Annotated in this window: 24 protein-coding genes; 17 read left to right on the top strand and 7 right to left on the bottom strand. The window is 64.1% G+C overall.

From position 1 onward, the window contains the following. Nucleotides 1–99 precede the first annotated feature (99 nt). Nucleotides 100–1,296, top strand: a complete 1,197-nt coding sequence (locus GA0004734_RS12295) for a cystathionine beta-lyase (protein ID WP_092936260.1) — start codon at nt 100–102, stop codon at nt 1,294–1,296. On the opposite strand, the gene GA0004734_RS12290 is transcribed toward GA0004734_RS12295, so the two are convergent. Together GA0004734_RS12290 and GA0004734_RS12285 are read right to left on the bottom strand one after the other, a co-directional pair. Then, nucleotides 1,293–2,462, bottom strand: coding sequence for an FAD-dependent monooxygenase (locus tag GA0004734_RS12290; RefSeq protein WP_092934064.1), 1,170 nt, complete (start codon nt 2,460–2,462; stop codon nt 1,293–1,295). The genes GA0004734_RS12295 and GA0004734_RS12290 overlap by 4 nt on opposite strands. Nucleotides 2,463–2,537: 75 nt before the next feature. Further along, nucleotides 2,538–2,783 (bottom strand): zinc-finger domain-containing protein, encoded by a 246-nt coding sequence (locus GA0004734_RS12285; protein ID WP_062473826.1) that lies wholly within the window; start codon nt 2,781–2,783, stop codon nt 2,538–2,540. Between the two features lie 213 nt (nt 2,784–2,996). Here GA0004734_RS12285 and GA0004734_RS12280 point away from each other — a divergent pair, with 213 nt between their 5' ends. The 6 genes from GA0004734_RS12280 (at nt 2,997) to clpA (ending at nt 8,875) form a co-directional block, all read left to right on the top strand. Next, nucleotides 2,997–3,785: an alpha/beta fold hydrolase gene (locus GA0004734_RS12280; RefSeq protein ID WP_092934062.1), complete on the top strand. Its 789-nt coding sequence runs from the start codon at nt 2,997–2,999 to the stop codon at nt 3,783–3,785. A 172-nt stretch (nt 3,786–3,957) separates the two neighbouring features. Further along, nucleotides 3,958–4,797: a serine O-acetyltransferase gene (gene cysE, locus GA0004734_RS12275; RefSeq protein WP_092934060.1), complete on the top strand. Its 840-nt coding sequence runs from the start codon at nt 3,958–3,960 to the stop codon at nt 4,795–4,797. A gap of 139 nt (nt 4,798–4,936) precedes the next feature. After that, nucleotides 4,937–5,140, top strand: coding sequence for a DUF3126 family protein (locus GA0004734_RS12270; protein WP_062473820.1), 204 nt, complete (start codon nt 4,937–4,939; stop codon nt 5,138–5,140). A gap of 186 nt (nt 5,141–5,326) precedes the next feature. Beyond that, nucleotides 5,327–5,710, top strand: coding sequence for a phasin family protein (locus tag GA0004734_RS12265; protein ID WP_092934058.1), 384 nt, complete (start codon nt 5,327–5,329; stop codon nt 5,708–5,710). Between the two features lie 291 nt (nt 5,711–6,001). Then, nucleotides 6,002–6,352: an ATP-dependent Clp protease adapter ClpS gene (gene clpS, locus GA0004734_RS12260; RefSeq protein WP_092934056.1), complete on the top strand. Its 351-nt coding sequence runs from the start codon at nt 6,002–6,004 to the stop codon at nt 6,350–6,352. A gap of 9 nt (nt 6,353–6,361) precedes the next feature. Continuing rightward, nucleotides 6,362–8,875 (top strand): ATP-dependent Clp protease ATP-binding subunit ClpA, encoded by a 2,514-nt coding sequence (gene clpA, locus GA0004734_RS12255; RefSeq protein WP_092934055.1) that lies wholly within the window; start codon nt 6,362–6,364, stop codon nt 8,873–8,875. A gap of 269 nt (nt 8,876–9,144) precedes the next feature. On the opposite strand, the gene GA0004734_RS12250 is transcribed toward clpA, so the two are convergent. Beyond that, nucleotides 9,145–10,350: an MFS transporter gene (locus tag GA0004734_RS12250; protein WP_092934053.1), complete on the bottom strand. Its 1,206-nt coding sequence runs from the start codon at nt 10,348–10,350 to the stop codon at nt 9,145–9,147. A gap of 323 nt (nt 10,351–10,673) precedes the next feature. Here GA0004734_RS12250 and GA0004734_RS12245 point away from each other — a divergent pair, with 323 nt between their 5' ends. The 3 genes from GA0004734_RS12245 to GA0004734_RS12235 are packed head-to-tail and all read left to right on the top strand — an operon-like array spanning nt 10,674 to nt 12,849. Continuing rightward, nucleotides 10,674–11,420: an AzlC family ABC transporter permease gene (locus GA0004734_RS12245; RefSeq protein ID WP_245292405.1), complete on the top strand. Its 747-nt coding sequence runs from the start codon at nt 10,674–10,676 to the stop codon at nt 11,418–11,420. Nucleotides 11,421–11,463: 43 nt separating this feature from the next. Further along, entirely contained in the window at nt 11,464–11,808 is a 345-nt protein-coding gene (locus GA0004734_RS12240; protein ID WP_092934049.1) for an AzlD domain-containing protein, read from the top strand. 36 nt (nt 11,809–11,844) lie between these two features. Continuing rightward, the gene (locus GA0004734_RS12235; RefSeq protein WP_092934048.1) at nt 11,845–12,849 is read left to right on the top strand and encodes a hypothetical protein; all 1,005 of its coding nucleotides are present in this window, start codon (nt 11,845–11,847) and stop codon (nt 12,847–12,849) included. 157 nt (nt 12,850–13,006) lie between these two features. On the opposite strand, the gene GA0004734_RS12230 is transcribed toward GA0004734_RS12235, so the two are convergent. The 4 genes from GA0004734_RS12230 to GA0004734_RS12215 are packed head-to-tail and all read right to left on the bottom strand — an operon-like array spanning nt 13,007 to nt 15,883. Then, the gene (locus GA0004734_RS12230; protein ID WP_092934046.1) at nt 13,007–13,429 is read right to left on the bottom strand and encodes an HIT family protein; all 423 of its coding nucleotides are present in this window, start codon (nt 13,427–13,429) and stop codon (nt 13,007–13,009) included. Nucleotides 13,430–13,460: 31 nt separating this feature from the next. Then, nucleotides 13,461–14,669 carry a GNAT family N-acetyltransferase gene (locus GA0004734_RS12225; protein WP_092934044.1) on the bottom strand — a complete coding sequence of 403 codons (1,209 nt, stop codon included), beginning with the start codon at nt 14,667–14,669 and terminating at the stop codon, nt 13,461–13,463. 3 nt (nt 14,670–14,672) lie between these two features. Next, a complete protein-coding gene (locus tag GA0004734_RS12220; RefSeq protein ID WP_092936258.1) occupies nt 14,673–15,410 on the bottom strand; it encodes a glycerophosphodiester phosphodiesterase in 738 nt (245 codons plus the stop codon). 5 nt (nt 15,411–15,415) lie between these two features. Further along, on the bottom strand, nt 15,416–15,883 hold the full coding sequence (locus tag GA0004734_RS12215; protein WP_092934042.1) for a RidA family protein: 468 nt from the start codon (nt 15,881–15,883) through the stop codon (nt 15,416–15,418). 142 nt (nt 15,884–16,025) lie between these two features. On the opposite strand from GA0004734_RS12215, the gene GA0004734_RS12210 reads away from it, so the two are divergent. The 7 genes from GA0004734_RS12210 to GA0004734_RS12180 all read left to right on the top strand — a co-directional run bounded on the left by GA0004734_RS12210 (nt 16,026) and on the right by GA0004734_RS12180 (nt 22,206). After that, nucleotides 16,026–16,868, top strand: a complete 843-nt coding sequence (locus GA0004734_RS12210) for a cell envelope integrity EipB family protein (RefSeq protein ID WP_175386333.1) — start codon at nt 16,026–16,028, stop codon at nt 16,866–16,868. A 203-nt stretch (nt 16,869–17,071) separates the two neighbouring features. Further along, nucleotides 17,072–17,845 (top strand): 30S ribosomal protein S2, encoded by a 774-nt coding sequence (gene rpsB, locus GA0004734_RS12205; protein ID WP_092934040.1) that lies wholly within the window; start codon nt 17,072–17,074, stop codon nt 17,843–17,845. A gap of 249 nt (nt 17,846–18,094) precedes the next feature. Then, nucleotides 18,095–19,021 (top strand): translation elongation factor Ts, encoded by a 927-nt coding sequence (gene tsf / locus GA0004734_RS12200; protein ID WP_092934038.1) that lies wholly within the window; start codon nt 18,095–18,097, stop codon nt 19,019–19,021. Between the two features lie 193 nt (nt 19,022–19,214). Further along, complete coding sequence (gene pyrH, locus GA0004734_RS12195; protein ID WP_092934037.1) at nt 19,215–19,937, top strand: UMP kinase; 723 nt, start codon at nt 19,215–19,217, stop codon at nt 19,935–19,937. A gap of 57 nt (nt 19,938–19,994) precedes the next feature. Then, nucleotides 19,995–20,555 (top strand): ribosome recycling factor, encoded by a 561-nt coding sequence (gene frr / locus GA0004734_RS12190; RefSeq protein WP_092934035.1) that lies wholly within the window; start codon nt 19,995–19,997, stop codon nt 20,553–20,555. A 44-nt stretch (nt 20,556–20,599) separates the two neighbouring features. Next, a complete protein-coding gene (locus GA0004734_RS12185) occupies nt 20,600–21,367 on the top strand; it encodes an isoprenyl transferase (protein WP_092934033.1) in 768 nt (255 codons plus the stop codon). Beyond that, a complete protein-coding gene (locus tag GA0004734_RS12180) occupies nt 21,367–22,206 on the top strand; it encodes a phosphatidate cytidylyltransferase (protein ID WP_092934031.1) in 840 nt (279 codons plus the stop codon). The genes GA0004734_RS12185 and GA0004734_RS12180 overlap by 1 nt, the downstream gene beginning before the upstream one ends. The last annotated feature ends 11 nt before the right edge of the window (nt 22,207–22,217 follow it).

The raw sequence follows: 22,217 nt of genomic DNA, 5'->3' as shown, positions 1-22,217 counted from the left end.
CCGACAAGAAGCGCGACAGACCCCCGAGGACGATGCGCTGCGATGAACAGGACGGCGCCCGGGGGCATGCGATGCTGCTTTGAGGACAAGGACGAGGACATGAGCGACAAGAGGGATTTTCTGGCGACGGCGGGTGTGAACACGCGGCTTGCCCATACGGGCAACGTGCCGTCCGACTATCACGGTTTCGTCAACCCGCCGATCGTGCGTGCCTCCACGGTGCTGTTTCCCGATGCGCGGACGATGGACACGCGGGCGCAGAAATACACCTATGGCACCCGCGGTACGCCCACAACGGATGCGCTCTGCGAGGCGATCGACGCGCTGGAGGGGTCGGCGGGCACGATTCTCGTGCCGAGCGGGCTTGCGGCCGTCACCGTGCCGTTTCTCGCCTTCCTCTCCTCCGGCGATCACGCGCTGATCGTCGACAGCGTCTACTTCCCGACGCGGAATTTTTGCAACACGATGCTGACGCGGATGGGCGTGACGGTCGGATATTACGATCCCGCTATCGGCGCCGGCATCGAGGCTTTGATCCGGCCGAACACGCGGCTGGTGCACACCGAAGCGCCGGGCTCCAACACGTTCGAGATGCAGGACATCTCGGCGATCTCGGGCGTGGCGCACAAGCATGGCTGCGTCGTGACCATGGACAATACCTGGGCGACGCCGCTCTATTTCAAGCCGCTCGATCATGGCGTCGATATCTCGATCCATGCGGCGACGAAGTATCCGAGCGGGCATTCCGACATTCTCATGGGCACGGTTTCGGCCAATGCCAAGCATTGGGAGCAGCTGCACGAGGCGACGATCACGCTCGGCATCTGCGGCGCGCCGGATGACAGCTACCAGATCCTGCGCGGCCTGCGGACCATGGGCGTGCGGCTGGAGCGGCATCAGGAAAGCGCGCTCAATCTCGCCCGCTGGCTGGAAGAGCACGAGGACGTGGCGCGGGTGCTGCATCCGGCGCTGCCGAGCTTCCCCGGCCACGACATCTGGAAGCGGGATTTCACGGGCGCGAGCGGGATCTTCTCCTTCGTGCTCAAGGTGTCCGAGCCGGCGCAGGTAAAAGCGCGGGCGCATGCGTTTCTCGATGCGCTCTCGATCTTCGGGCTCGGCTATTCCTGGGGCGGATATGAGAGCCTCGCGCTCGTCGTCGGCCTGTCGGACCGGACGATCTGCAAGCAGCCCGCCGAGGGTCCGGTGATCCGGCTCCAGATCGGGCTCGAGGACGTGCCGGATCTGCGGCGGGATCTCGAAGCCGGGTTTGCGGCAGCGGCAGCGATCGGCGCTTAAGGCGTCTTCTGGCCGGGGAGGCGATGGCCGTAGAGCCAGTCGAAATCCTCGGCCAGTCTTTCCGGCGTGCGCAGCGACAGGACGAGATTTCGACCAAGACGGACGGCGCCGGAGGCGTGGTAGGCGAAGCGGTTGAAGGCGCCGCGGGCGCGGACTTTTTCGATGCGGGGTTTGCGGGTCTGGACGAAGGCGTCGAGATGCGCGGTGATGTCGCCGGGTTTTCCGATCGCGTCTGCGAGCTCGAAGGCGTCCTCGATGGCCATGGCGGCGCCCTGGGCGGCAAACGGCATCATGGCGTGGGCGGCATCGCCGATGAGGATGCGCGTGCCGTCGTGCCACGCACCGTCCTCGACCTCGATCAAGGGCCAGTATCCCAGCGTTCCGGCCCTGGAGAGTGCCGACCGGATGTCCGGGTGCCAGCCCGAAAGAAGCTGCGCGATGGCGGCCCGAGAAGCCTCTTCGCTCGTGTCCGCCTGCGTCATCCCGCTGCCGATGGCCACGAGATTGAGGCCTCCGGATGCGCCGATCGGATAGGCTACGAGATGGGCGCGGCGGCCGAGATAGGCGGTGACGACGGTGGGATCGAAGGGCGACACCGCGGCGTGGCGGGGCAGGGTGAGCCGCCAGGCGATGTTGCCGGAAAGGCGGGCCTTTCCGTGGCCTGCAATGGCGAGGCGGACTTTGGAGCCGATGCCGTCGGCGCCGACGACGAGGCCCGGCATGCGCCGCGTGATGGCGGAGAGAGACGCCGGCGTTGCATCGCAAATGGCCGTGTCCAGATACAGGCGGCAGCGCGGGTGGGCGCGCACCGCATCTGCCAATGCGCCCTGGAGAGCGGAACGCGCAATGACGGCGTATGGCGCCTGCCAGCGTGTGCGGGCGAAGGCGCCGGCCGGAACCTTCGCGATCGGCCGGAGGCTGCGGCCATCGACGAGGCGGATCTCCGATGGCTCCACCCAATGGAGCTGCAGCTTTGCGGTCAGGCCGAGAGCTTCGAGAATGCGCGTCGCGTTTGGCGAAAGCTGCAAGCCGGCGCCGACCTCCTCAAGGTTTGCCGCCCGCTCGACGATATCGACCTCGAAGCCCTTGGCTGCGAGCGACAGGGCTGCGGTGAGGCCGGCAATACCGGCTCCGACCACGGTGATGGGTGTGCGCGTGTCAGGCAAACGCTTTTCCGGCAGGTCCGCGATGGTGAGGCTAACGTCGGATCCGGGTGCCGGATTCGCCACGGTGCGAGGCCGTCAGGCCGCCTTGGTCTGGAACAGGCAGCCGGTCGGCCGTGTCTCATCCATCTTCAGCGCGCCGTTGAAGCGGAAGAGGGTCGAGCAGTAGGAACAGACCTTCTCGTTGTCGTCGCCCATGTCGAGATAGATATGCGGATGATCGTAGGGCACGGAAGCGCCGGTGCACATGAATTCCTTGACGCCGACCTCGATCACCGCGTGACCGCCATCGTTCTGGAAATGAGGAATACCGTGCCCGGCCATGTCGTTCTCCACTGTCTCGTCTGAATGTCGCGTCTGTCTGGCGCGCTGGCCCCGGAAAACCGGTCCGGGCGCTTTCGGAGCGGACATTAGGCCGGTTCGGTGGAAAAAGGTAGACGATTGCCGGCGCGCAACCGCGTTTTTTGCACCGCACGGGGTTTTTCCGCGCGGCGGCGGGCAGTAAAGGAGACGGATGACATCAGGGGACCCGCTGAGATGGATCTGTCGCCGCCACCATTTTCGAGCTTCCGCCATGAGGGGCTCGATATCGCTTTCTTCGATGCGGGAGATCCGGCCGGCGTGCCGGTGCTGCTGATCCATGGCTTCGCCTCGTCGGCAAGCGTCAACTGGGTGTTTCCCGGCTGGCTGAAGACGCTGGGCGACGCCGGCTACCGGGTGATCGCGCTCGACAATCGCGGCCACGGCGCCAGCAGCAAGCCGACCGATCCCGCCCTCTACCATCCCGACGCCATGGCGGGCGATGCGGTCGCGCTGTTGACCCATCTCGGGCTCGGCTCCGCACATGTGATGGGCTATTCGATGGGTGCGCGGGTGTCGGCGTTTCTAGCATTGTCCCATCCCGACCGGGTGCGCACACTGGTGCTGGGCGGCCTCGGGATCGGCATGGTGACGGGGGTAGGCGACTGGGACCCGATCGCGGACGCGCTGCTGGCGCCGTCGCTCGACGATGTCACCCATGAGCGCGGGCGGATGTTCCGCATGTTCGCCGACCAGACGAAGAGCGACAGGAAAGCCCTTGCCGCCTGCATCGCGACGTCGCGCGAGCTTCTGACAGAGGCCGAGATGGGCCGGATCGACGTGCCGACGCTGATCGGCGTGGGGACGAAGGACGACATTGCCGGCTCGGGGCAGGCGCTGGCCGCGCTGATGCCGCGCGCCACCGCGATCGATATTCCCAACCGCGACCATATGCTCGCCGTCGGCGACCGGGTGTTCAAGGCGGCGGTTCTGGTGTTTCTGGCGGAGAACGAGCCGCACGACTAGGACGGGGGATCATGGCTGGACCGAAGAAGGCCCGCGCCCCCCATTTAAAATCGCGCGGAACTGCCCTATTGTGAAGATGGCCTGTCTGGAAAACCGGAGAGGTCGTTCCGGTTTCCAAACGGACCCTGAGAACCCCATCCGCAGGCAATATGCGGCCGCGAAGGAGTGCGACATGGTCGCCAGGACTGACATGATCACGGACATGCGTGCGAACGATACCGTCAAGACGATGGACCCGATCTGGGACAGCCTGCAGGACGAGGCGCGGCATGCCGCGCTTCAAGAGCCGATGCTCGCTGCATTCTTCTATTCCACGATCATCAACCAGCGCTCGCTGGAGGAAAGCGTCATTCACCGGATCGGGCAGCGGCTCGACCATGCGGATCTCGATGCGAGCCTGATTCGGCAGGCCTTTCTGGACATGGCGGAAGACTGGCCGGACTGGGCGGGTATCCTGCGCGTCGATATCCAGGCCGTCTACGACCGCGACCCCGCCTGCACCCGCTTCATGGAGGTCATCCTCTACTTCAAGGGTTTCCACGCCATCCAGACCCATCGGCTGGCCCATTGGCTGCTCCTGCGCGGACGGCGCGATCTGGCGCTCTACCTGCAAAGCCGCTCGTCCTCGGTCTTCCAGACCGACATCAACCCCGGCGCGCGGATCGGCAAGGGGATCTTCCTCGATCATGCCACCGGCCTCGTCGTCGGTGAAACCGCCGTGATTGGCGACAATGTCTCGATCCTGCACGGGGTGACGTTGGGCGGCACCGGCAAGGAGGGCAGCGACCGGCATCCGAAGATCGGCAATGGCGTGCTGATCGGCGCGGGCGCAAAGATCCTCGGCAATATCCATGTCGGCCAGTGTTCGCGTGTCGCGGCAGGTTCCGTGGTATTGAAGCCGGTTCCGCCGAAGGTAACCGTTGCCGGCGTTCCCGCGCGGGTCGTGGGAGAGGCGGGCTGCTCGGAGCCGTCGCGCTCGATGGACCAGGTGCTGCAAAGCTTCGAGATCTGAAGCCTGACGCTTTTCTAGGGAACCTGCGCTCCCTGCACCACTTATGTGTAGCGGCTGCAATCGCTGTTGATGCAGGGTTTACACCCGCTGCGGCTTCATGAGAGAAGCGCCGCACTCGAAAACTGCTAGGAGACACGACTTGAAGCCTGAAGACATCAAGAAACTCGAAGCCTACTTCAAGCGCATTTTCAACCCGCAGATCGTCGTCAAGGCCCGTCCCAAGAAGGACGAGTCGGCCGAGGTCTATCTCGGAGACGAGTTCCTGGGTGTGGTGTTTCGCGACGAGGAAGACGGAGAACTGTCGTTCAGCTTCTCCATGGCGATCCTCGATATAGATCTCTGAGGTTCTCGCCTCAACCGACGGATGCGAATGACATTTCAGCCCGGCGGGCCGATGCCCGCCGGGCTTTTTCGTGCCCGCCCAACGAGGTTCTGTGAATCACGAAATGGTGCGATGCAGTGCCAAAACTTGACTTTATTGTGCACTGCACCTAAACTTTAGGGACCAAAGACATCAGGAGGAATGCGCATGTTCAACTTCTCGAATGCCGGTTTTGCCGGCAAAGACGCCATGGAAACCATGACCAACAGCTATGCGACGATCACCAATGGTTTCCAGGCGATTGCCATGGAAGCGGCGGAATATTCCAAGAAGAGCTTCGAGGACAGTGTGGCGCATATGCAGAAGCTGACCGGCGTGCGCAGCATCGAGGCCGCCGTCGAGTTGCAGACCTCCTTCCTGAAATCGTCCTACGAGGGATACGTCTCCGAAGCCACCAAGCTCGGCGGCATGTATACGGATCTCGCCAAGGACAGCTACAAGCCTTACGAAGCGCCGATGGCGCAGGCCGCGAATGCCATGCAGACGGCGACGAAAGCTGCTGCTTCGGCCGCAAAGTCCGCCGCCGTCTGATCGGCGCCACACAGGGCTCGTACCCCTTCGAGATGACGAAAGCCGGCTGCGGGGTGCCGCGGCCGGCTTTTTTGTGTCCGGATCGTCCCCATATGTGCCTGGACCCGCTTTTGCCGTTCTGCTTTCTCGCGGACGACGACAAAAGCGATCAAACTTAAAGGCGCGGTTCGAATATCGTTGCAGTGGAACGGAACGGGCTTAAAATCGCTGCGAGACACACTATCTGGATGTGTCATGGAATGGTCGCAATGGGCTCCCAAGCTTTGTGACCCCACGAGGGAATGAAGACGAATGATCGCTCTGCCGATCCGGATGGCCAAGAGTGGCGATGGGAATGGTGATTCCAATCGCGGCACCTCGGTCATCACCCGGACGAAGACACAGACCAAGAAGCCGAGCCTGTACCGCGTCCTGCTTCTGAACGACGACTATACGCCGATGGAGTTCGTGATCCACGTGCTGGAGCGTTTCTTCCAGAAGGATACCGAGGCGGCGACACTGATCATGCTGAGTGTCCACAATCACGGCGTCGGGGAATGCGGCGTCTTTACCTACGAAGTCGCCGAAACCAAAGTGACGCAGGTGATGGATTTCGCCCGCCAGCATCAGCACCCGCTGCAATGCGTCATGGAAAAGAAATGAGGATCCGACGTGCCAACATTTTCAACAAGCCTTGAAAAGGCGCTGCACCAGGCTCTCACGCTGGCCAACGAGCGCCACCACGAATATGCGACACTCGAACACCTGCTGCTGGCGCTGATCGACGACGGCGATGCGGCTGCCGTGATGGGCGCCTGCAACGTCAATCTCGACGCCCTGCGCAAGACGGTGTCCGACTATGTCGACAACGAACTCGGCAACCTGATCACCGGGTATGACGAGGATAGCAAGCCGACGGCCGGCTTCCAGCGCGTCATCCAGCGCGCGGTCATCCACGTGCAGTCTTCCGGCCGCGAGGAAGTGACGGGCGCGAACGTGCTCGTTGCCATTTTCGCCGAGCGAGAAAGCCATGCGGCCTATTTCCTGCAGGAGCAGGAAATGACGCGCTACGATGCGGTCAACTTCATCAGCCACGGCATCGGCAAGCGGCCGGGCGCTTCGGAAGCGCGCACGCCGCGCGGCGTCGAGGATACCGACGAGGCGCCGAAGTCTGCGCGGGACCAGGAAGAGGGCGGGCAGAAGAAGCCGCAGGACGCGCTGACCGCCTACTGCGTCAACCTCAACGAGAAGGCGAAGGTCGGCAAGATCGACCCGCTGATCGGCCGTCATACCGAGGTCAACCGCACGATTCAGGTCCTGTGCCGCCGCTCCAAGAACAACCCGCTCTATGTGGGCGATCCGGGCGTCGGCAAGACGGCGATCGCCGAGGGCCTCGCCAAGCGCATTGTCGAGAAGAAGGTGCCGGAAGCGTTGCAGGACGCGACGATCTTCTCGCTCGACATGGGTACGCTGCTGGCCGGCACCCGCTATCGCGGCGATTTCGAAGAGCGTCTGAAGCAGGTCGTCAAGGAGCTTGAGCAGTATCCGGGCGCCGTGCTGTTCATCGACGAAATCCATACCGTCATCGGTGCGGGTGCGACGTCGGGTGGCGCCATGGATGCGTCGAACCTCCTGAAGCCGGCTCTGTCCTCCGGGGCGATCCGCTGCATCGGCTCGACCACGTACAAGGAGTACCGCCAGTTCTTCGAGAAGGACCGGGCGCTGGTGCGCCGCTTCCAGAAGATCGACGTGGTGGAGCCGACCATCGACGACACGATCGAGATCATGAAGGGCCTGAAGCCCTACTTCGAGGACTATCACAAGCTGAAATACTCGAACGAGGCCATCAAGTCCGCCGTCGAGCTTTCGGCCCGCTACATCAACGACCGCAAGCTGCCGGACAAGGCGATCGACGTGATCGACGAGACCGGTGCGGCCCAGATGCTGCTGCCGCTGAACAAGCGCCGCAAGCTGATCACCGAGAAGGAAATCGAGGCCACCATCGCGACGATGGCCCGCATTCCGCCCAAGACCGTTTCGAAGGACGACGAGACCGTTCTCGCCAACCTCGAAAAGGAACTGCGCTCGGTCGTCTACGGTCAGGACCTCGCCATCGAGGCGCTGTCGTCGGCCATCAAGCTGGCGCGGGCGGGTCTTCGCGAGCCGAACAAGCCGATCGGTTCCTACGTCTTCTCCGGGCCGACGGGCGTGGGCAAGACGGAGGTGGCGAAGCAGCTCGCGGCCTCGCTCGGCGTGGAACTGCTGCGCTTCGACATGTCGGAATATATGGAACGCCACACGGTTTCTCGACTGCTCGGCGCACCTCCCGGCTATGTCGGCTTCGACCAGGGCGGCCTCCTGACGGATGGCATCGACCAGCATCCGCATTCGGTTCTGCTGCTCGATGAAATCGAGAAGGCGCATCCGGACCTGTTCAACATCCTGTTGCAGGTCATGGATCATGGCCAGCTGACGGACCATAACGGCAAGAAGATCGACTTCCGCAACGTCATCCTGATCATGACGACCAATGCGGGCGCGTCCGACATGGCCAAGGCCGCTTTCGGCTTCGGCTCGTCCAAGCGCGAGGGCGAGGATGTGGAGGCGCTGAACCGCCTGTTCACGCCCGAGTTCCGCAACCGTCTGGATGCGGTGATCCCGTTCGGCTCGCTGCCGACGCCGGTCATCCATCAGGTCGTGCAGAAGTTCGTCATGCAGCTGGAAACCCAGCTGTCGGAACGCAACGTCACGTTCGACCTGCACGAGGACGCGATCGCCTGGCTGTCCGACAAGGGCTACGACGAGAAGATGGGCGCCCGTCCGCTGTCTCGCGTGATCCAGGAGCACATCAAGAAGCCGCTCGCCGAGGAGATCCTGTTCGGCAAGCTTAAGAAGGGTGGCGTCGTCAAGGTTACCGTCGGTCTGAAGCCGGATGGCAAGAAGGGGCTTATCCTCGAGACGATCTCGGAGACGGCGCGCATCAAGCCGAAGGCCGAGGTGGAGCAGAAGCCCCGCAAGCCGACCAAGGCCGCCAAGGCTGCCGAAATGGAAACCGTGGGTGCCGACACCGGGCCGAAGCCGAAGAAGGCGAAGTCCGACGACGCGGACGCGACGGCGGCCAAGGACAGCGGCGCTGACGCCTCGCCCCGCAAGGGCCGGACGGTTCCGAAGGTGCCGCGGAAGTAAACGCGGGTTAGAGAACGAAAATTGCCGGGCCTTGTGCCCGGCATTTTTGTTTGTGGATGGCGTGCTGCTCGGGCTTTTTGATGGCATCTGTCACGTTCGTTGACGTCACAGATCGTCCGCACAAGATTCAGGATGACGCCTTACGGGCGGAGATGATGAGCATCATGGGGCGTTCCAGCTCGTCTGCAAGGTCCGGTGTGGCCGCGATCTGGTCTTGGGTGCGACAATGACATGCGTCGAGGCAAGAACGTCAGGCGTCAGCCGTGTCCCTACCGGACAGCCTCAATCACGGTGTCATTACCCTTTCGTGCCCACTCGGTCAGCACGAAGGCGCTGATTCCTGCTGTTGCGAAGGCTGCGGCGAGGGTGACGAGGGTTCCGTCGTAGAACCGGCCGAGGAGCGTGGCGAAGAGGGTGGAGACGAGGCTGGAGCCGGAGGCGATGAGGGAAGCGCCAAGGCCGGCCATGTTGCCGAGCGAGCGCATGGCCATGGCATTGAGATTGCCGAACAGGATGCCGATGGCAAAGAAGGCGGGGAAGGCGGACAGCAGGAAGTGGGCGAGCGGTGGCCTGCCGGACCAGAGGGTGGATGCCGCAAGCATCGCCAGTCCGGCTGCGATGAGGCCGGCATAGCCGGCGCGTGCCATGGCCTCCATGCCATAGCGTGAGACGCATCGCGCATTGACGAAGGAGGCGAGGCCGACGCCCAAAGCAAGGAGCGCGACGTAGAGCGGCAAGGTTTCGGCGATACCGTAAATGTCGAAGAAGAGATCCGCGGCGGTCGCGAGATAGAGGAGCTGCGCGCCGAAGACGAGGCCGGTCGCGAGGATGAGGAGCACCACGCGACGGGATGCGAGGATGCGTCCGGCGTTTGCGAGGAGGCTTTTCGGGCAGAGGGGAATGCGGCGGGCCGGAGGCAGGGTTTCGGGTTGGCGGCGGAAGAACCAGATGCCGAGGAGGGCCGCGATGGCGAGGTAGGCTGCGAAGATGGCGCGCCAGCCAGCCAGCATCATCAGGCCTTGCGCGAGAAGTGGCGCCAGCATGGGTACGAGGATGAAGAGCGTGAACATGAAGGACAGGATGCGGGCCATGGCATCGCCCTCGAACTGGTCGCGGATCATGGCGCGCGTGGCGACCTTCGGGCCGGCCACGCCGATGCCCTGAAGGATGCGGCCGAGCACCAGCATGGGAAGCGATGTCGACTGGAGCGCGACGAGCGTACCCATGGCGTAGAGGCCGAGACCGAGCAGCAGCGCCCTGCGTCGACCGATGGCGTCCGACAGGGGGCCGAGGAAAAGTTCGCCGATGGCCATGCCGAGGATGAACAGCGCGATGATGGACTGGGTGGAGAGCGGCGGCGCGGCAGCCATCTCGGTACCGATGTCGCGAAGAGCAGGCAGGAGGCCATCGATGCTGAGCGCGGTGAGGGATGTCAGGCAGGCGTAAAGAACGATCCGCTCGCGCAGGCTGGTCATGGGTGTCCTCTCGGGCGGGATGGCGGTTGCAGGTCGGGTGACCTGTGCGGGCTGGGTCTGACGGCTGTCAAGGTCATCCGGGATTCCGCAGGGACCTTGTCGCAATGTGCTGCATCGACTCGCGAGGGAGATGCCGTCCCGTTTTCCTGTTGGATGCAACGCTGTGTCGGTCGCGCCTTTCGGGAGTGGCTTACGTGATCATCGACCGGCGCTGCGTGACAGGAATGGCTTGACGGGGGATGGTCGTCGCGCCATCTGGTCCAGCATACAGGTTCAGGCACCGTTTGCAGCCGAGAAGGCGGAGCGGGTGCGGGAAGGGCGGCGTGGCTTACTTCAGGGACGATGGTCGCGAGGGAACGGCGGGGTTCTGGTTCCTCAAGGGCGTGAAGGGCATTTTCAGCCTGCCGGCGGCGATCCTGTTGATATCCTTCGTCGGATTCACGGCCTTCGTGCAGCAGTCGGGCGTGCCTGTCGATCAGGCGGTGTTCATGACGGGGATCGTCTGGGCGCTGCCGGCCAAGCTTATTCTTGTCGGTTCGATCCAGTCCGGTACCAATCTTTTCGCGGCCTTCGTGGCGGTGACGCTGTCGTCGATCCGGCTGATGCCGATGGTGGCGGCGCTGATCCCGGAGATCCGGGCAGAAAAGACCCGCACCTGGGTGCTGCTGATCGTCTCCCACCTGATTGCGGTGACGGCCTGGGTCATGGCGATGGAGCGCGTGCAGCATGTGCCGCGGGTGCACCGGGTTTCCTATGTGCTGGGCCTCGGCTTGACCCTCGTGCTCGCCAATATGCTTGTTGTCGGCGTGCTCTACCAGTATGTGGCGGAGTTTCCGCCGATCGTCGCCGGTTGCCTGTTCTTCCTGACGCCGGTCTATTTCCTCGCCTCCATCTGGAGTTCCGGGCGGCATCCGGTCATCCATATCGCGTTGGTCGTCGGCCTGCTGCTCGGGCCGTTTGCCACGCTGTTTGCGCCGGATTTCGATCTGCTCCTCTCCGGCATCGTCGGGGGGACGCTCGCCTGGGGGCTCGACGTGCTGCGGCGTCGGCGGCTGGAGGCACGGGTTTGAGAGGCCCGGGTTTGATGGGGCCGGGTTTGATGGGGAAATGGGCATGAACTGGCAACCGGATGCCTGGGGCTATGTCTTCATCGCGATTGCCGGGTTTCTGGCGACCGACATCTGGCGGTGGCTCGGCGTCGTCGCCGGGCGGCGGCTGCGGGAGGATTCCGAGGTTCTCAACTGGGTGCGGGCGGTGGCGACCGCGCTGGTGGCGGGCGTCGTCTCCAAGCTCATCGTGTTTCCCACCGGCGTTCTGGAAAGCTCGCCGCTCTGGCTGCGCGTCGGATCGATCGCGGTCGGCGCGCTCGCTTTCTTTCTGGGCCGGCAGGTGCCGGCCATCGGCATCGCCTCGGCCATCGCCTTTCTGGGGGCGGGGCTCTATCTTCTCGGGTTCTGACACGAAATGACCTGATACGAGACGAGCGGAGGCCCTATGGCCAGAAATACCTCAGCGATGATCGACGGGCGAATGCCGCGTCGGGATGCGGGCGATAGCAGCCTGCTTCAGCGTCGGGCGTCAGGGCCTGGGCCGGCGATGCGGTGCCTTCGCTGGCTGGCGCTGGCAGCACTCGGCGTGCTGCTCGTCGTCGTCAATCCGCTGGCGGACCGGGCGGCGCAGTATAATCGCGACGTCACCATCGGCAGCACGGCGCTCTACGGCACGTTGCGGGTGATGAACTCGGTGATGAGCGTGGCGAAGGATGCGGATGTGACCGGCGGGGTCGGGGTGGCCTCCGTCACCGCGAGCCCGGGGCAGCTGCTGCAGCCGGTGACGAACACCATCGACCGGATGGCCGACCTGCTCTTCTGGCTCGCCATCGTCTCGGGCGTGCTCTCGACGCTGTTCCTGCCGGTCGCCAAGGTCGCGGCCATCGGGCTCGCCGGCGTGTCGCTGCTGCGGGCCTGTGTCAGCCTCACGCGCCGTCGTTTGCCGCGCTCTGTGGAGCGGCTGGTGCATGCGGTGCTGACTCTCTGCCTGCTGGGTGCGGTCGTGCTGCCGCTGTCCTATGCCGTCGCCTTCCATGCCGGCGCGCGCATGACGGACGATGCCTGGCAGGGTGCGACCGTCGTGTTCGACCGGATCAATGCGGATTACGATGCGGAGGCCGTCGGGCAGATCGATGCTCTCCGGGAGACGCAGGTACCCGCCGTTCCGCAAGCCGCACCGGACACGAGTTTCCTCGGCCGGCTCGGATCGGCGGTGGATCAGTCGCAATCGGCGATCTCGGGCACGGTCTCGGCGGCATCCGGGTTGGTGACCTCGCTGACGGAGGGCGTGGCGTCGAAGACCAAGGTCATCACCGACGGCATCGCGATCTCCTCCGACCTCTTCACCGCCTCGATCGCGATCGCGGTTTCCTACCTCGTGAAGATTCTGGTCTTGCCGCTGCTAATTCTCGGCGCGGCGCTGTTTTTGATGCGGGCGGCGTTTCGGTAGGGGCGTACGCGTACACCTTGCGAGACGTCATCCCCAGGCCTTGTGTCGGGGATCTGCTGTCGTCCCCGCGAACACCATGGTCCTTCAGGTCTCGGGCAGTGCAGCAGATGCTCGGGACAGGCCAGAGCATGCCGAAAGAAAGCGTGGCGCGGCTTCCTCAGCCGAGTGCTGCGCGGAGTTTTTCGGCGTTGGCCTTGAGGATGTCGCCGTCTTCCATGGTGCCGGAATGGGCGCGCATGGGGTGGCCTTCGTGGCGGGGGATGATGTGAAAGTGGAGGTGGAAGACGGACTGGCCGGCGGGGGCTTCGTTGAACTGCATGATGGTGATGCCGTCGGCCGCGAAGGCCTGCTTGGAGGCGACGGCGAGTTTTTGGACGGCGGCGATCAGGGCGGGCAGGGTGGCGGGGTCGGCGTCGAGCAGGTTGCGCGAGGGAGATTTCGGCACGACGAGCGCGTGGCCGTCCGCCTGCGGCATGACATCCATGAAGGCGATGACGGCGTCGTCTTCGTAGACGGTGTGGGAGGGGATCTCGCCGCGCAGGATCTTTGCGAAGATGTTGTTGGTGTCGTACTGGGTCATGAGAGGTCCCTTCTGGTCTGAAATGTCGTCTTCAGGTGTCGGATTCCACATCCTGCCGCTCGCCCTTTCGGAAAGGGCTGTGCTCCGTCAGAATGTCGCCCATGGCTTCCACGTCGAGGCGTTCGCGTTCGAGATAGTCGGCGACGGCGCGTTTCAGGCCGGGATGCGTGAAATAATGGGCGGAGTGGGTGGTGACGGGGAGGTAGCCGCGGGCGAGTTTGTGTTCGCCCTGCGCGCCCGCTTCGACGCGCTTCAGGCCGCGCGAGATCGCGAAATCAATGGCCTGATGGTAGCAGACCTCGAAATGCAGAAAAGGGTGATCCTCGATCGCGCCCCAGTGGCGACCATAGAGGGCATCGCCGCCGATGAAGTTGATGGCGCCGGCGATGTAGCGGCCCTCGCGTCTGGCCATGACGAGGAGGATATCGTCGGCCATGCGCTCTGATATTAGCGAGTAGAAAGCGCGGGTGAGGTAGGGGCGGCCCCATTTGCGGCTGCCGGTGTCCATGTAGAAGCGGAAGAACTGATCCCAGATCTCTTCGGTCAAGTCCGCGCCGGTCAGCCAGTCCACGGTGATGCCGTTTTCGAGCGCCGCCCGGCGCTCCTTCTTCAGGGCCTTGCGCTTGCGGGAGGCGAGCGTCTCCAGAAAGTCGTCGTGGCTGGCATAGCCGTTATTGGTGAAGTGGAACTGCTGGTCGGTGCGATGGAGGAAGTCGGCGTCCTCGAAGGTCGGGATTTCCGCTTCGGGCACGAAGGTGACGTGGGCGGAGGAGACCTTGTGGCGCTTGGCAAGCTCCGTCAGGCCCGCCGCCAGCGCCATGTGCACGGCTTCCGGCGCGAAGGGCTCCGACGTTGCCAGCAGGCGCGGGCCGGTTGCCGGCGTGAAGGGCACGGAGCTCTGAAGCTTCGGGTAATAGCGCCCGCCTGCCCGCTCCAGCGCATCGGCCCAGCCGTGGTCGAAGACGTATTCGCCCTGGCTGTGGTTCTTCAGGTAGCAGACGAGCGCGCCGGCCAGCGCGCCGTTGCCGTCCTCCATCAGCAGATGCTGGCCGAGCCAGCCGGTCTCCGCGATCGCCGAGCCGGAATCCTCCAGCGCGGAGAGATAGGCATGGGAGACGAAAGGATTGTAAGGCACTTCGGCGGTGCTTGAGCCCTTCGATGCGCCGATGAGGCGATCCCACGCGGCCTTGTCGATGTCCCTGAACGACGTCTCGATGCGGATGCTGACTTCATCTGCCATGCGTCAGGCCACCATGTCCCCGGTCGCGCGCACGCGCGGCTCGAAGCCTTCGAAGGTCATCTGGTCGGCATGGAGGAAGGTGTGGTCCGCCGCCGCCTCGTCCCGCACCGTCCAGGTGATGATCGTCCGGCCGCGGTCGCGCTGTGCCGAAATGAAGGGGTTCGGCAAGTGGCCGTAGTGGTAGGAGATGAAATCGAGACCGAGCGCCATGGCTTCCTCGTGGAGGGCGAAGTCCTCCGGTCGCGCGCCTTCGGCGGTGAGGCCGAGAGGGAAGCGCGATTCGAGCGCCTTCAGGTCCTTCAGCAGCCAGTGGTCGAAGCTCATCAGGGCGACGGGGCCGTCGTAATGTTCGAGGATATCGACCACGGAATCGGCAAAGCCTTCATCGTCGCCCTGACGGCCCTTCAGCTCCAGCACCAGGGGGACGCGGCCCTTGACGAGACGCAGGAGCTGGGAGAGCGAGGGGATGCGGTCGGACGTGTTGCCGATGGAGAACAGGCCGAGCTCGCCGACGGTCTTCACGCGGATGTCGCCCTCGACGCCGCAGAGGCGCTGCATGTCGTCATCGTGGAAGACGACGGGCACGCCGTCGGCCGTGTATTGCAGGTCGCACTCGATGGCGTAGCCGTGCTCGATGGCGCGCTGGAAGGCGGAAATGGTGTTTTCCCAGATCGCATTGTTCATGTCGTGGTAGCCGCGATGGGCGACCGGCTGGGCTTTCAGAAAAGAAGCACGGGGCATGCCGATCACGCGATTTCGATGACGGCGTCGATCTCGACGGCGGCGTTGAAGGGAAGGCCGGCCATGCCGACGGCGGCGCGGGCGTGGACGCCGGCTTCGCCGAGGATGGTGACGATGAGGTTCGACGCGCCGTTCATGACGAGGTGCTGGTCGGTGAAGCCGGGGGCGGAGGCGATGAAGCCGTTCAGCTTGACGATGCGGCGGATGCGGCCGAGATCGCCGTCAAGCGCCGCCTTGGCCTGGGCCAGCACGTTGATGGCGCAGAGTTCGGCGGCGCGCTGCGCGGCGGTCACATCGACGTCAGCGCCGACGAGGCCGAGCACGGCGACCTTGCCGTTTTCCATCGGCAGCTGTCCGGAAATGTAGAGGTGCTGGCCGCTGATGACGAAGGGGACGTAGTTTGCGGCCGGGGCGGCAGCAACCGGCAGGGTGATGCCGAGCTGTTCGATGCGGGCTTCGATTTCTGCGGACATGGATGTCTCCGGACAATATTGTATTCTCATGGGGAATGCGTCATGCACGTGTTTGTGCGTTGCAACGGAAACAGATCCGGGGCTTCGCTTTCGACGCATGCTTCCATATAGCATCGCGCGTCGATCCAACAGGAGCAGTTGAATGTTTCGTTCAGGCATGACCCGATCCGTCGTCGTATCCGCAGCACTTCTGGGGACGACGGTGGTCGGGACGGGGAACGCCACGGCGAACATCCTGGTTCCGCATCGTGCCGTCTATGATCTGGAGCTGAAGGATTCCTCCGAGCGCTCGGGCATTTCCAGCATGTATGGCCGCATGGTCTACGAGTTCAACGGCTCGGCCTGCGATGGCTATACGGTGAGCTTCCGCTTCGTGACCAAGGTGGATACCGGCGAGGACGTGCGGCTGACGGACCAGCAGACGACGACCTTCGAGGACCTGAAGACCGGCAATTTCCGTTTCCTTACGCGATCTTTCACCGACGAAAAGCTCGACAAGGAAGTGCGCGGGCTCGCCCATGACGTGAAAGACGGCGTGACGGTGGACCTGACGGCGCCGGACAAGCGGGAGGTGGCGCTGGCCCACAGCCTGTTTCCGACCGAACACATGCTCGAAGTGATCGACCGCGCCAAGCGCGGCGACAAGATCTTCGAATCGCGGATCTTCGACGGCTCCGACAGCGGCGACAAGACGCTGGTGACGACGACGCTGGTCGGCGCGCAGCACAAGCCGAAGGCCGGCGATGAGGATGCGGATGTCGGCAAGGCCGGCGTGATGGCGCAAAAGCCGTTCTGGCCCGTGACGATCTCCTATTTCAACGACGAGGCGACCGGGGACGCGGTGCCGATCTACCGCATGGCCTTCAAGCTCTATGAAAACGGCATCACGCGCGATCTAACGATGGATTACGGAGACTTCGTGCTCAGCGGCAAGCTGGCCAATCTCGAAATGTTCAAGCAGGGCGGCGAGGGCACCTGCAAGTAGGCGGCATCGGCAGTTGAGGGCATAAAACCTCGAACTTCACGCCTTTTTCCTTGATATTCACGGCGTCCCGCTGTATGGCGGCCGCATTCCACACGTGGGGTCTGGGACGTTTCGGGAGACATCCGTTGCGTTCCGCCCGGTGGCAGGTTCATCCGAACCTGCTGTTTTCCCCACGGAGGTTCAACCGGAAAAGGATAAACGGCATGGCATTGCCCGATTTCAGCATGCGCCAGCTTCTTGAAGCTGGTGTTCACTTCGGCCACCAGACTCACCGCTGGAACCCGAAGATGAAGCCCTACATCTTCGGCGAGCGTTCCAACGTTCACATCATCGACCTTGCACAGACCGTGCCCATGCTGTCGCGCGCCCTTCAGGCCGTCAGCGACACGGTTGCCAAGGGCGGCCGCGTTCTCTTCGTCGGCACCAAGCGCCAGGCGTCGGAAATCATCGCCGACAGCGCCAAGCGTTCGGCCCAGTACTACGTCAACGCCCGCTGGCTCGGCGGCATGATGACCAACTGGAAGACGATCTCCAACTCGATCCAGCGCCTGCGCAAGCTCGACGAAATTCTCGCTTCCGACGCTTCGGGCTTCACCAAGAAGGAACGCCTGAACCTCGAGCGCGAGCGCGAAAAGCTCAACCGCGCTCTCGGCGGTATCCGCGACATGGGCGGCGTTCCCGACCTGATGTTCATCATCGACACCAACAAGGAGTCGATCGCGATCGAAGAAGCCAAGCGTCTCGGCATCCCGGTCGTCGCCGTCATCGACTCGAACTGCGACCCGGACCAGATCGACTATGCGATCCCCGGCAATGACGACGCTTCGCGCGCCATCTCGCTCTACTGCGACCTGATCGCCCGTGCCGCTCTCGACGGCATCGCCCGTCAGCAGGGTTCGTCCGGCCGCGACCTCGGCGCGTCTGCCGACCTGCCGCTCGAGCCGGCTCTGGAAGAAGTCGTCGCGACCGACGCCTGATATCAAGCACGATCACGGCAAGGCACCCGGAGCGGTGCCGGCCACGATTGACCGAACGGGGCCGTTTGCGACTGATGAAGTGGGCGGCCCCGCTTCTTTTCGAGGATACCGCCACGGCGCGGGTCCACATCGGATGAGACTGTTCATCACGATGTCATCCTGAGGGGGCACACCCTCACACACTTTCCGGCAAACGCCGCTCGACCGTATCCGAGCGCACCGGACGAGACACAGAAAGAGGCCAAGACGATGACGACCATTACTGCAGCAATGGTGAAGGAACTGCGCGAGAAGTCCGGCGCAGGCATGATGGATTGCAAGAAGGCGCTGGGCGAAACCAACGGCGACATGGAAGCCGCGATCGACTGGCTGCGCGCCAAGGGCATCGCCAAGGCCGACAAGAAGTCCGGCCGCACGGCCGCCGAAGGCCTGATCGGCATCACCAGCGCCGGCACCAAGGCGGTCGTCATCGAAGTCAACTCCGAGACCGACTTCGTCGCCCGGAACGACGCCTTCCAGGAACTGGTCCGCGGCTTCGCCAAGGTCGCCGTGGAAACGGACGGCACGGTCGATGCGATCAACGCCGCGACCTATCCCGCGACCGGCAAGTCGGTTTCCGACAGCATCAAGGACGCGATCGGCACGATCGGCGAGAACATGACGCTGCGCCGTGCAGCCCTGCTCTCCGTCGAGGACGGCGTCGTCTCGACCTACATCCACAATGCGGTTGCCGACGGTCTCGGCAAGCTCGGCGTGCTCGTGGCTCTGAAGTCCACCGGCGACAAGGAAGCCCTGAACGCCATCGGCCGCCAGGTCGCCATGCACATCGCTGCGACCAACCCGCTCGCTATCCGCTCGACGGAAGTCGATGCAGCGGTTGCCGAACGCGAACGCAACGTGTTCATCGAGCAGTCGCGCGCGTCGGGCAAGCCGGACAACATCATCGAAAAGATGGTCGATGGTCGCATGCGCAAGTTCTTCGAGGAAGTCGCTCTGCTGAGCCAGTCCTTCGTGATGAACCCCGACCTGACGGTCGAGGCTGCCATCAAGGAAGCCGAAAAGACGGTCGGCGCGCCGATCGAAGTCACGGGCATGGCCCGCCTCCTGCTCGGCGAAGGCGTCGAGAAGGAAGAGAGCGACTTCGCAGCTGAAGTGGCTGCCGTCGCCAAGGGCTGATTCTTCTTCGGCTTTGCGCAAATCGGAAGGGCATCGCGTGGACAACGCGGTGCCCTTCGTGTATCCGGCTGGACGCAATCGATGTCCATCCGGCGGCTCGGTCTTCCGTATGCGATGCAGCCTCTGCGGGTGCCGTATGCTTGACCCAAACAGCGCGCCGGATGACCGGGCGCGCGCCACGACAGGAGTGACGATGTCGGCCGAACCGCTGTATAAACGCGTACTTTTGAAAGCCTCCGGCGAAGCGCTGATGGGCGATCAGGGGTTTGGCATCGACGTTACCGTTGTCGACCGGATCGCCTCCGACATTGCCGCTGCACGCGCCATGGGCGTCGAAGTGGGCGTGGTCGTGGGGGGCGGCAACATCTTCCGCGGTGTCGCCGTGGCGTCCAAGGGTGGCGACCGCGTGACGGGCGACCATATGGGCATGCTGGCGACCGTCATCAACGCGCTGGCGCTGGCGACCTCGCTGCGCAAGCTCGATATCGACACGGTGGTCCTGTCGGCCATCGCCATGCCGGAGATCTGCGAGAGCTTCTCCCAGCGCGCGACGCTCTACCACCTGTCGCTCGGCCGCGTCGTGATCTTTGCCGGCGGCACGGGCAACCCGTTCTTCACGACCGATTCGGCTGCCGCCCTTCGCGCAGCGGAAATGGGCGCCCAGGCGATCTTCAAGGGCACGCAGGTGGACGGCATCTACTCGGCCGACCCCAAGAAGGAGCCGAACGCGACCCGCTTCGAGCGGCTCACGCATAGCGAAGTCCTCGACAAGGGTCTTGCCGTCATGGACGTCTCGGCGGTGGCGCTCGCCCGTGAAAACAGCATTCCGATTATCGTCTTCTCGATCCATGAGAAGGGCGGGTTCACAGACATCCTGACGGGCGGCGGCCGCGCCACCATCGTCACCGACAACTGAAACGGCAGGGGTCTCGCAGAAAGCGGGATCGCACGGGCCGAGCACGGAGCAGAGAACATGAGTGAAGGTATCGACCTCAACGACCTGAAGCGCCGCATGGAGGGCGCGATCGCTGCGTTCAAGAACGACATCGCCTCGCTGCGGACGGGACGGGCTTCGGCCAATGTTCTCGATCCGGTGATGGTCGAGGCCTATGGCTCGCGCGTCCCCCTGAACCAGGTCGCCAACATCACGGTGCCCGAGCCGCGCATGCTCGGCGTCTCCGTCTGGGACCGCTCCATGGTGAACGCCGTGGACCGGGCGATTCGCGAATCGAATCTTGGCCTCAACCCGATCATGGACGGCCAGACGCTGCGGATCCCGCTGCCAGAGCTCAACGAGGAGCGTCGCCGGTCGCTGGTGAAGGTGGCGCATGATTATGCCGAAAAGAGCAAGGTTGCGATCCGTCACGTGCGCCGCGACGGCATGGACAACCTGAAAAAGGCGGAAAAGGATGGCACGATCGGCCAGGACATCAGCCGCATCCAGTCGGAAAAAGTCCAGAAAATGACCGACGACATGATTTCCGACGTGGACCGCTTGCTCGTCGATAAGGAAAAGGAAATCATGCAGGTCTAGTCTGCATACTGCATTTTCTCCTCCTCTGCGAAGTCAGGCCGTCCATGTCCGATCCGTCCGCCAGAATGCTTCCCGCGCACGTTGCCATCATCATGGACGGCAATGGCCGCTGGGCCGCCCGGCGCGGCCTGCCGCGGACCATGGGACACCGCAAGGGCGTCGAGGCCGTTCGCGAGACGGTGCGCGCGGCTGGCGAACTCGGCATCCGCTATCTCACGCTCTACGCCTTCTCCTCGGAGAACTGGAGCCGGCCGGAGCCGGAGGTCAACGACCTCATGGGCCTGTTGAAGGTCTTCATCCGCCGGGATCTGGCGGAACTGCACCGCCAGAACGTGCGGGTCCGCATCATCGGTGACCGCTGGAACCTGCGCAGCGATGTGTTGCCGCTGCTGCTGGAGGCCGAGGAGACGACGCGCAACAATACGGCGATCACCGTCTGCATCGCCTTCAACTACGGTTCGCGCGACGAGATCGCCCGGGCCATGCAGTCGCTGGCCGTGGATGTCGCCGAGGGACGGCTGAGCCCCGAGCAGATCACGCCGCCGCTGATCGCCAGCCGGCTCGATACGGCCGGCATGCCGGATCCCGACCTCGTGATCCGCACCAGCGGCGAGGAGCGGCTGTCCAACTTCCTGCTCTGGCAATCGGCCTATTCGGAATTCGTCTTCATGCCGGAATACTGGCCGGACTTCGACAGGGCACTGCTGATGCGCGCCATCGACGTCTATCGTCAGCGCGAGCGGCGTTTCGGCAATGTCGCTCCGGCGTCCGCCACCCCCCAGCCTCCGGCCAGCCTTGCGGTCGGTTCCTGATGAGCCGCGAGCTCCAGCTCCGGATCGTCTCCGGCATCGTGCTTGCGGCCGTTGCGCTCGGCGACACCTGGATCGGCGGTCCCGCCTTCGCGATTCTCTCGGCCGTTATCGGGCTTGCCGTCTGGCATGAGTGGACGAGCATGACGCGGATCGCCGAAGGCGATCGTGGCGCCTATTTCGCCGGCTGGGGTGTGCAGGCGGTCGTGGCCGTTCTCATCATCGGCGGTGGCGACGAATATGCCTTGCCGGTGCTCATTCTCGCCTCCATCGCCGCCATCGTCTGGTCGCGGTTCGAGGGGCGGAACGGGGGGCGCGGCTGGTGGCTGCCGGGGGGCGTCGCCTATGCCGGGATGACGACGATCTCGCTCGCGACCATCCGCGACGACACGCAGGTCGGCTTCGTCGCCATGCTCTTCGTCTTCGCGGTGGTCTGGGCGACCGATATCCTCGCCTTCTTCTTCGGCCGGGCCATCGGCGGCCCGAAGCTTGCGCCCAGCATCTCGCCCGGCAAGACGTGGTCCGGCGCCATTGGCGGCGCGGTCTCGGGCGTCGTTGCGGGAACGGCCGTCTACGCCGCGTACTTCTCGCTCGAAGATGCACGCATCCCGCTGGTCGCGCTCGTGCTGTCGATCGCCAGCCAGTGCGGCGATCTGTTCGAATCCTATGTGAAGCGCCGCTGCGGCGTGAAGGACAGCGGCCGCATCATTCCGGGGCATGGCGGCGTGTGGGACCGGGTGGACGGGCTGGTGGTTGCCTGTTTCGCGGCTCTGATCATCGCGCTCGGGGAGGCCATGACGGGCGCCGGCGGCAAGATCGGCTCGTTGCTTCTGGGGCTCTGAGGTCATAATGA

It is taken from the genome of Rhizobium sp. 9140 (assembly GCF_900067135.1).
Taxonomy (GTDB): Bacteria; Pseudomonadota; Alphaproteobacteria; order Rhizobiales; family Rhizobiaceae; genus Ferranicluibacter.
This window is presented reverse-complemented; position numbering and strand designations above follow the sequence as displayed.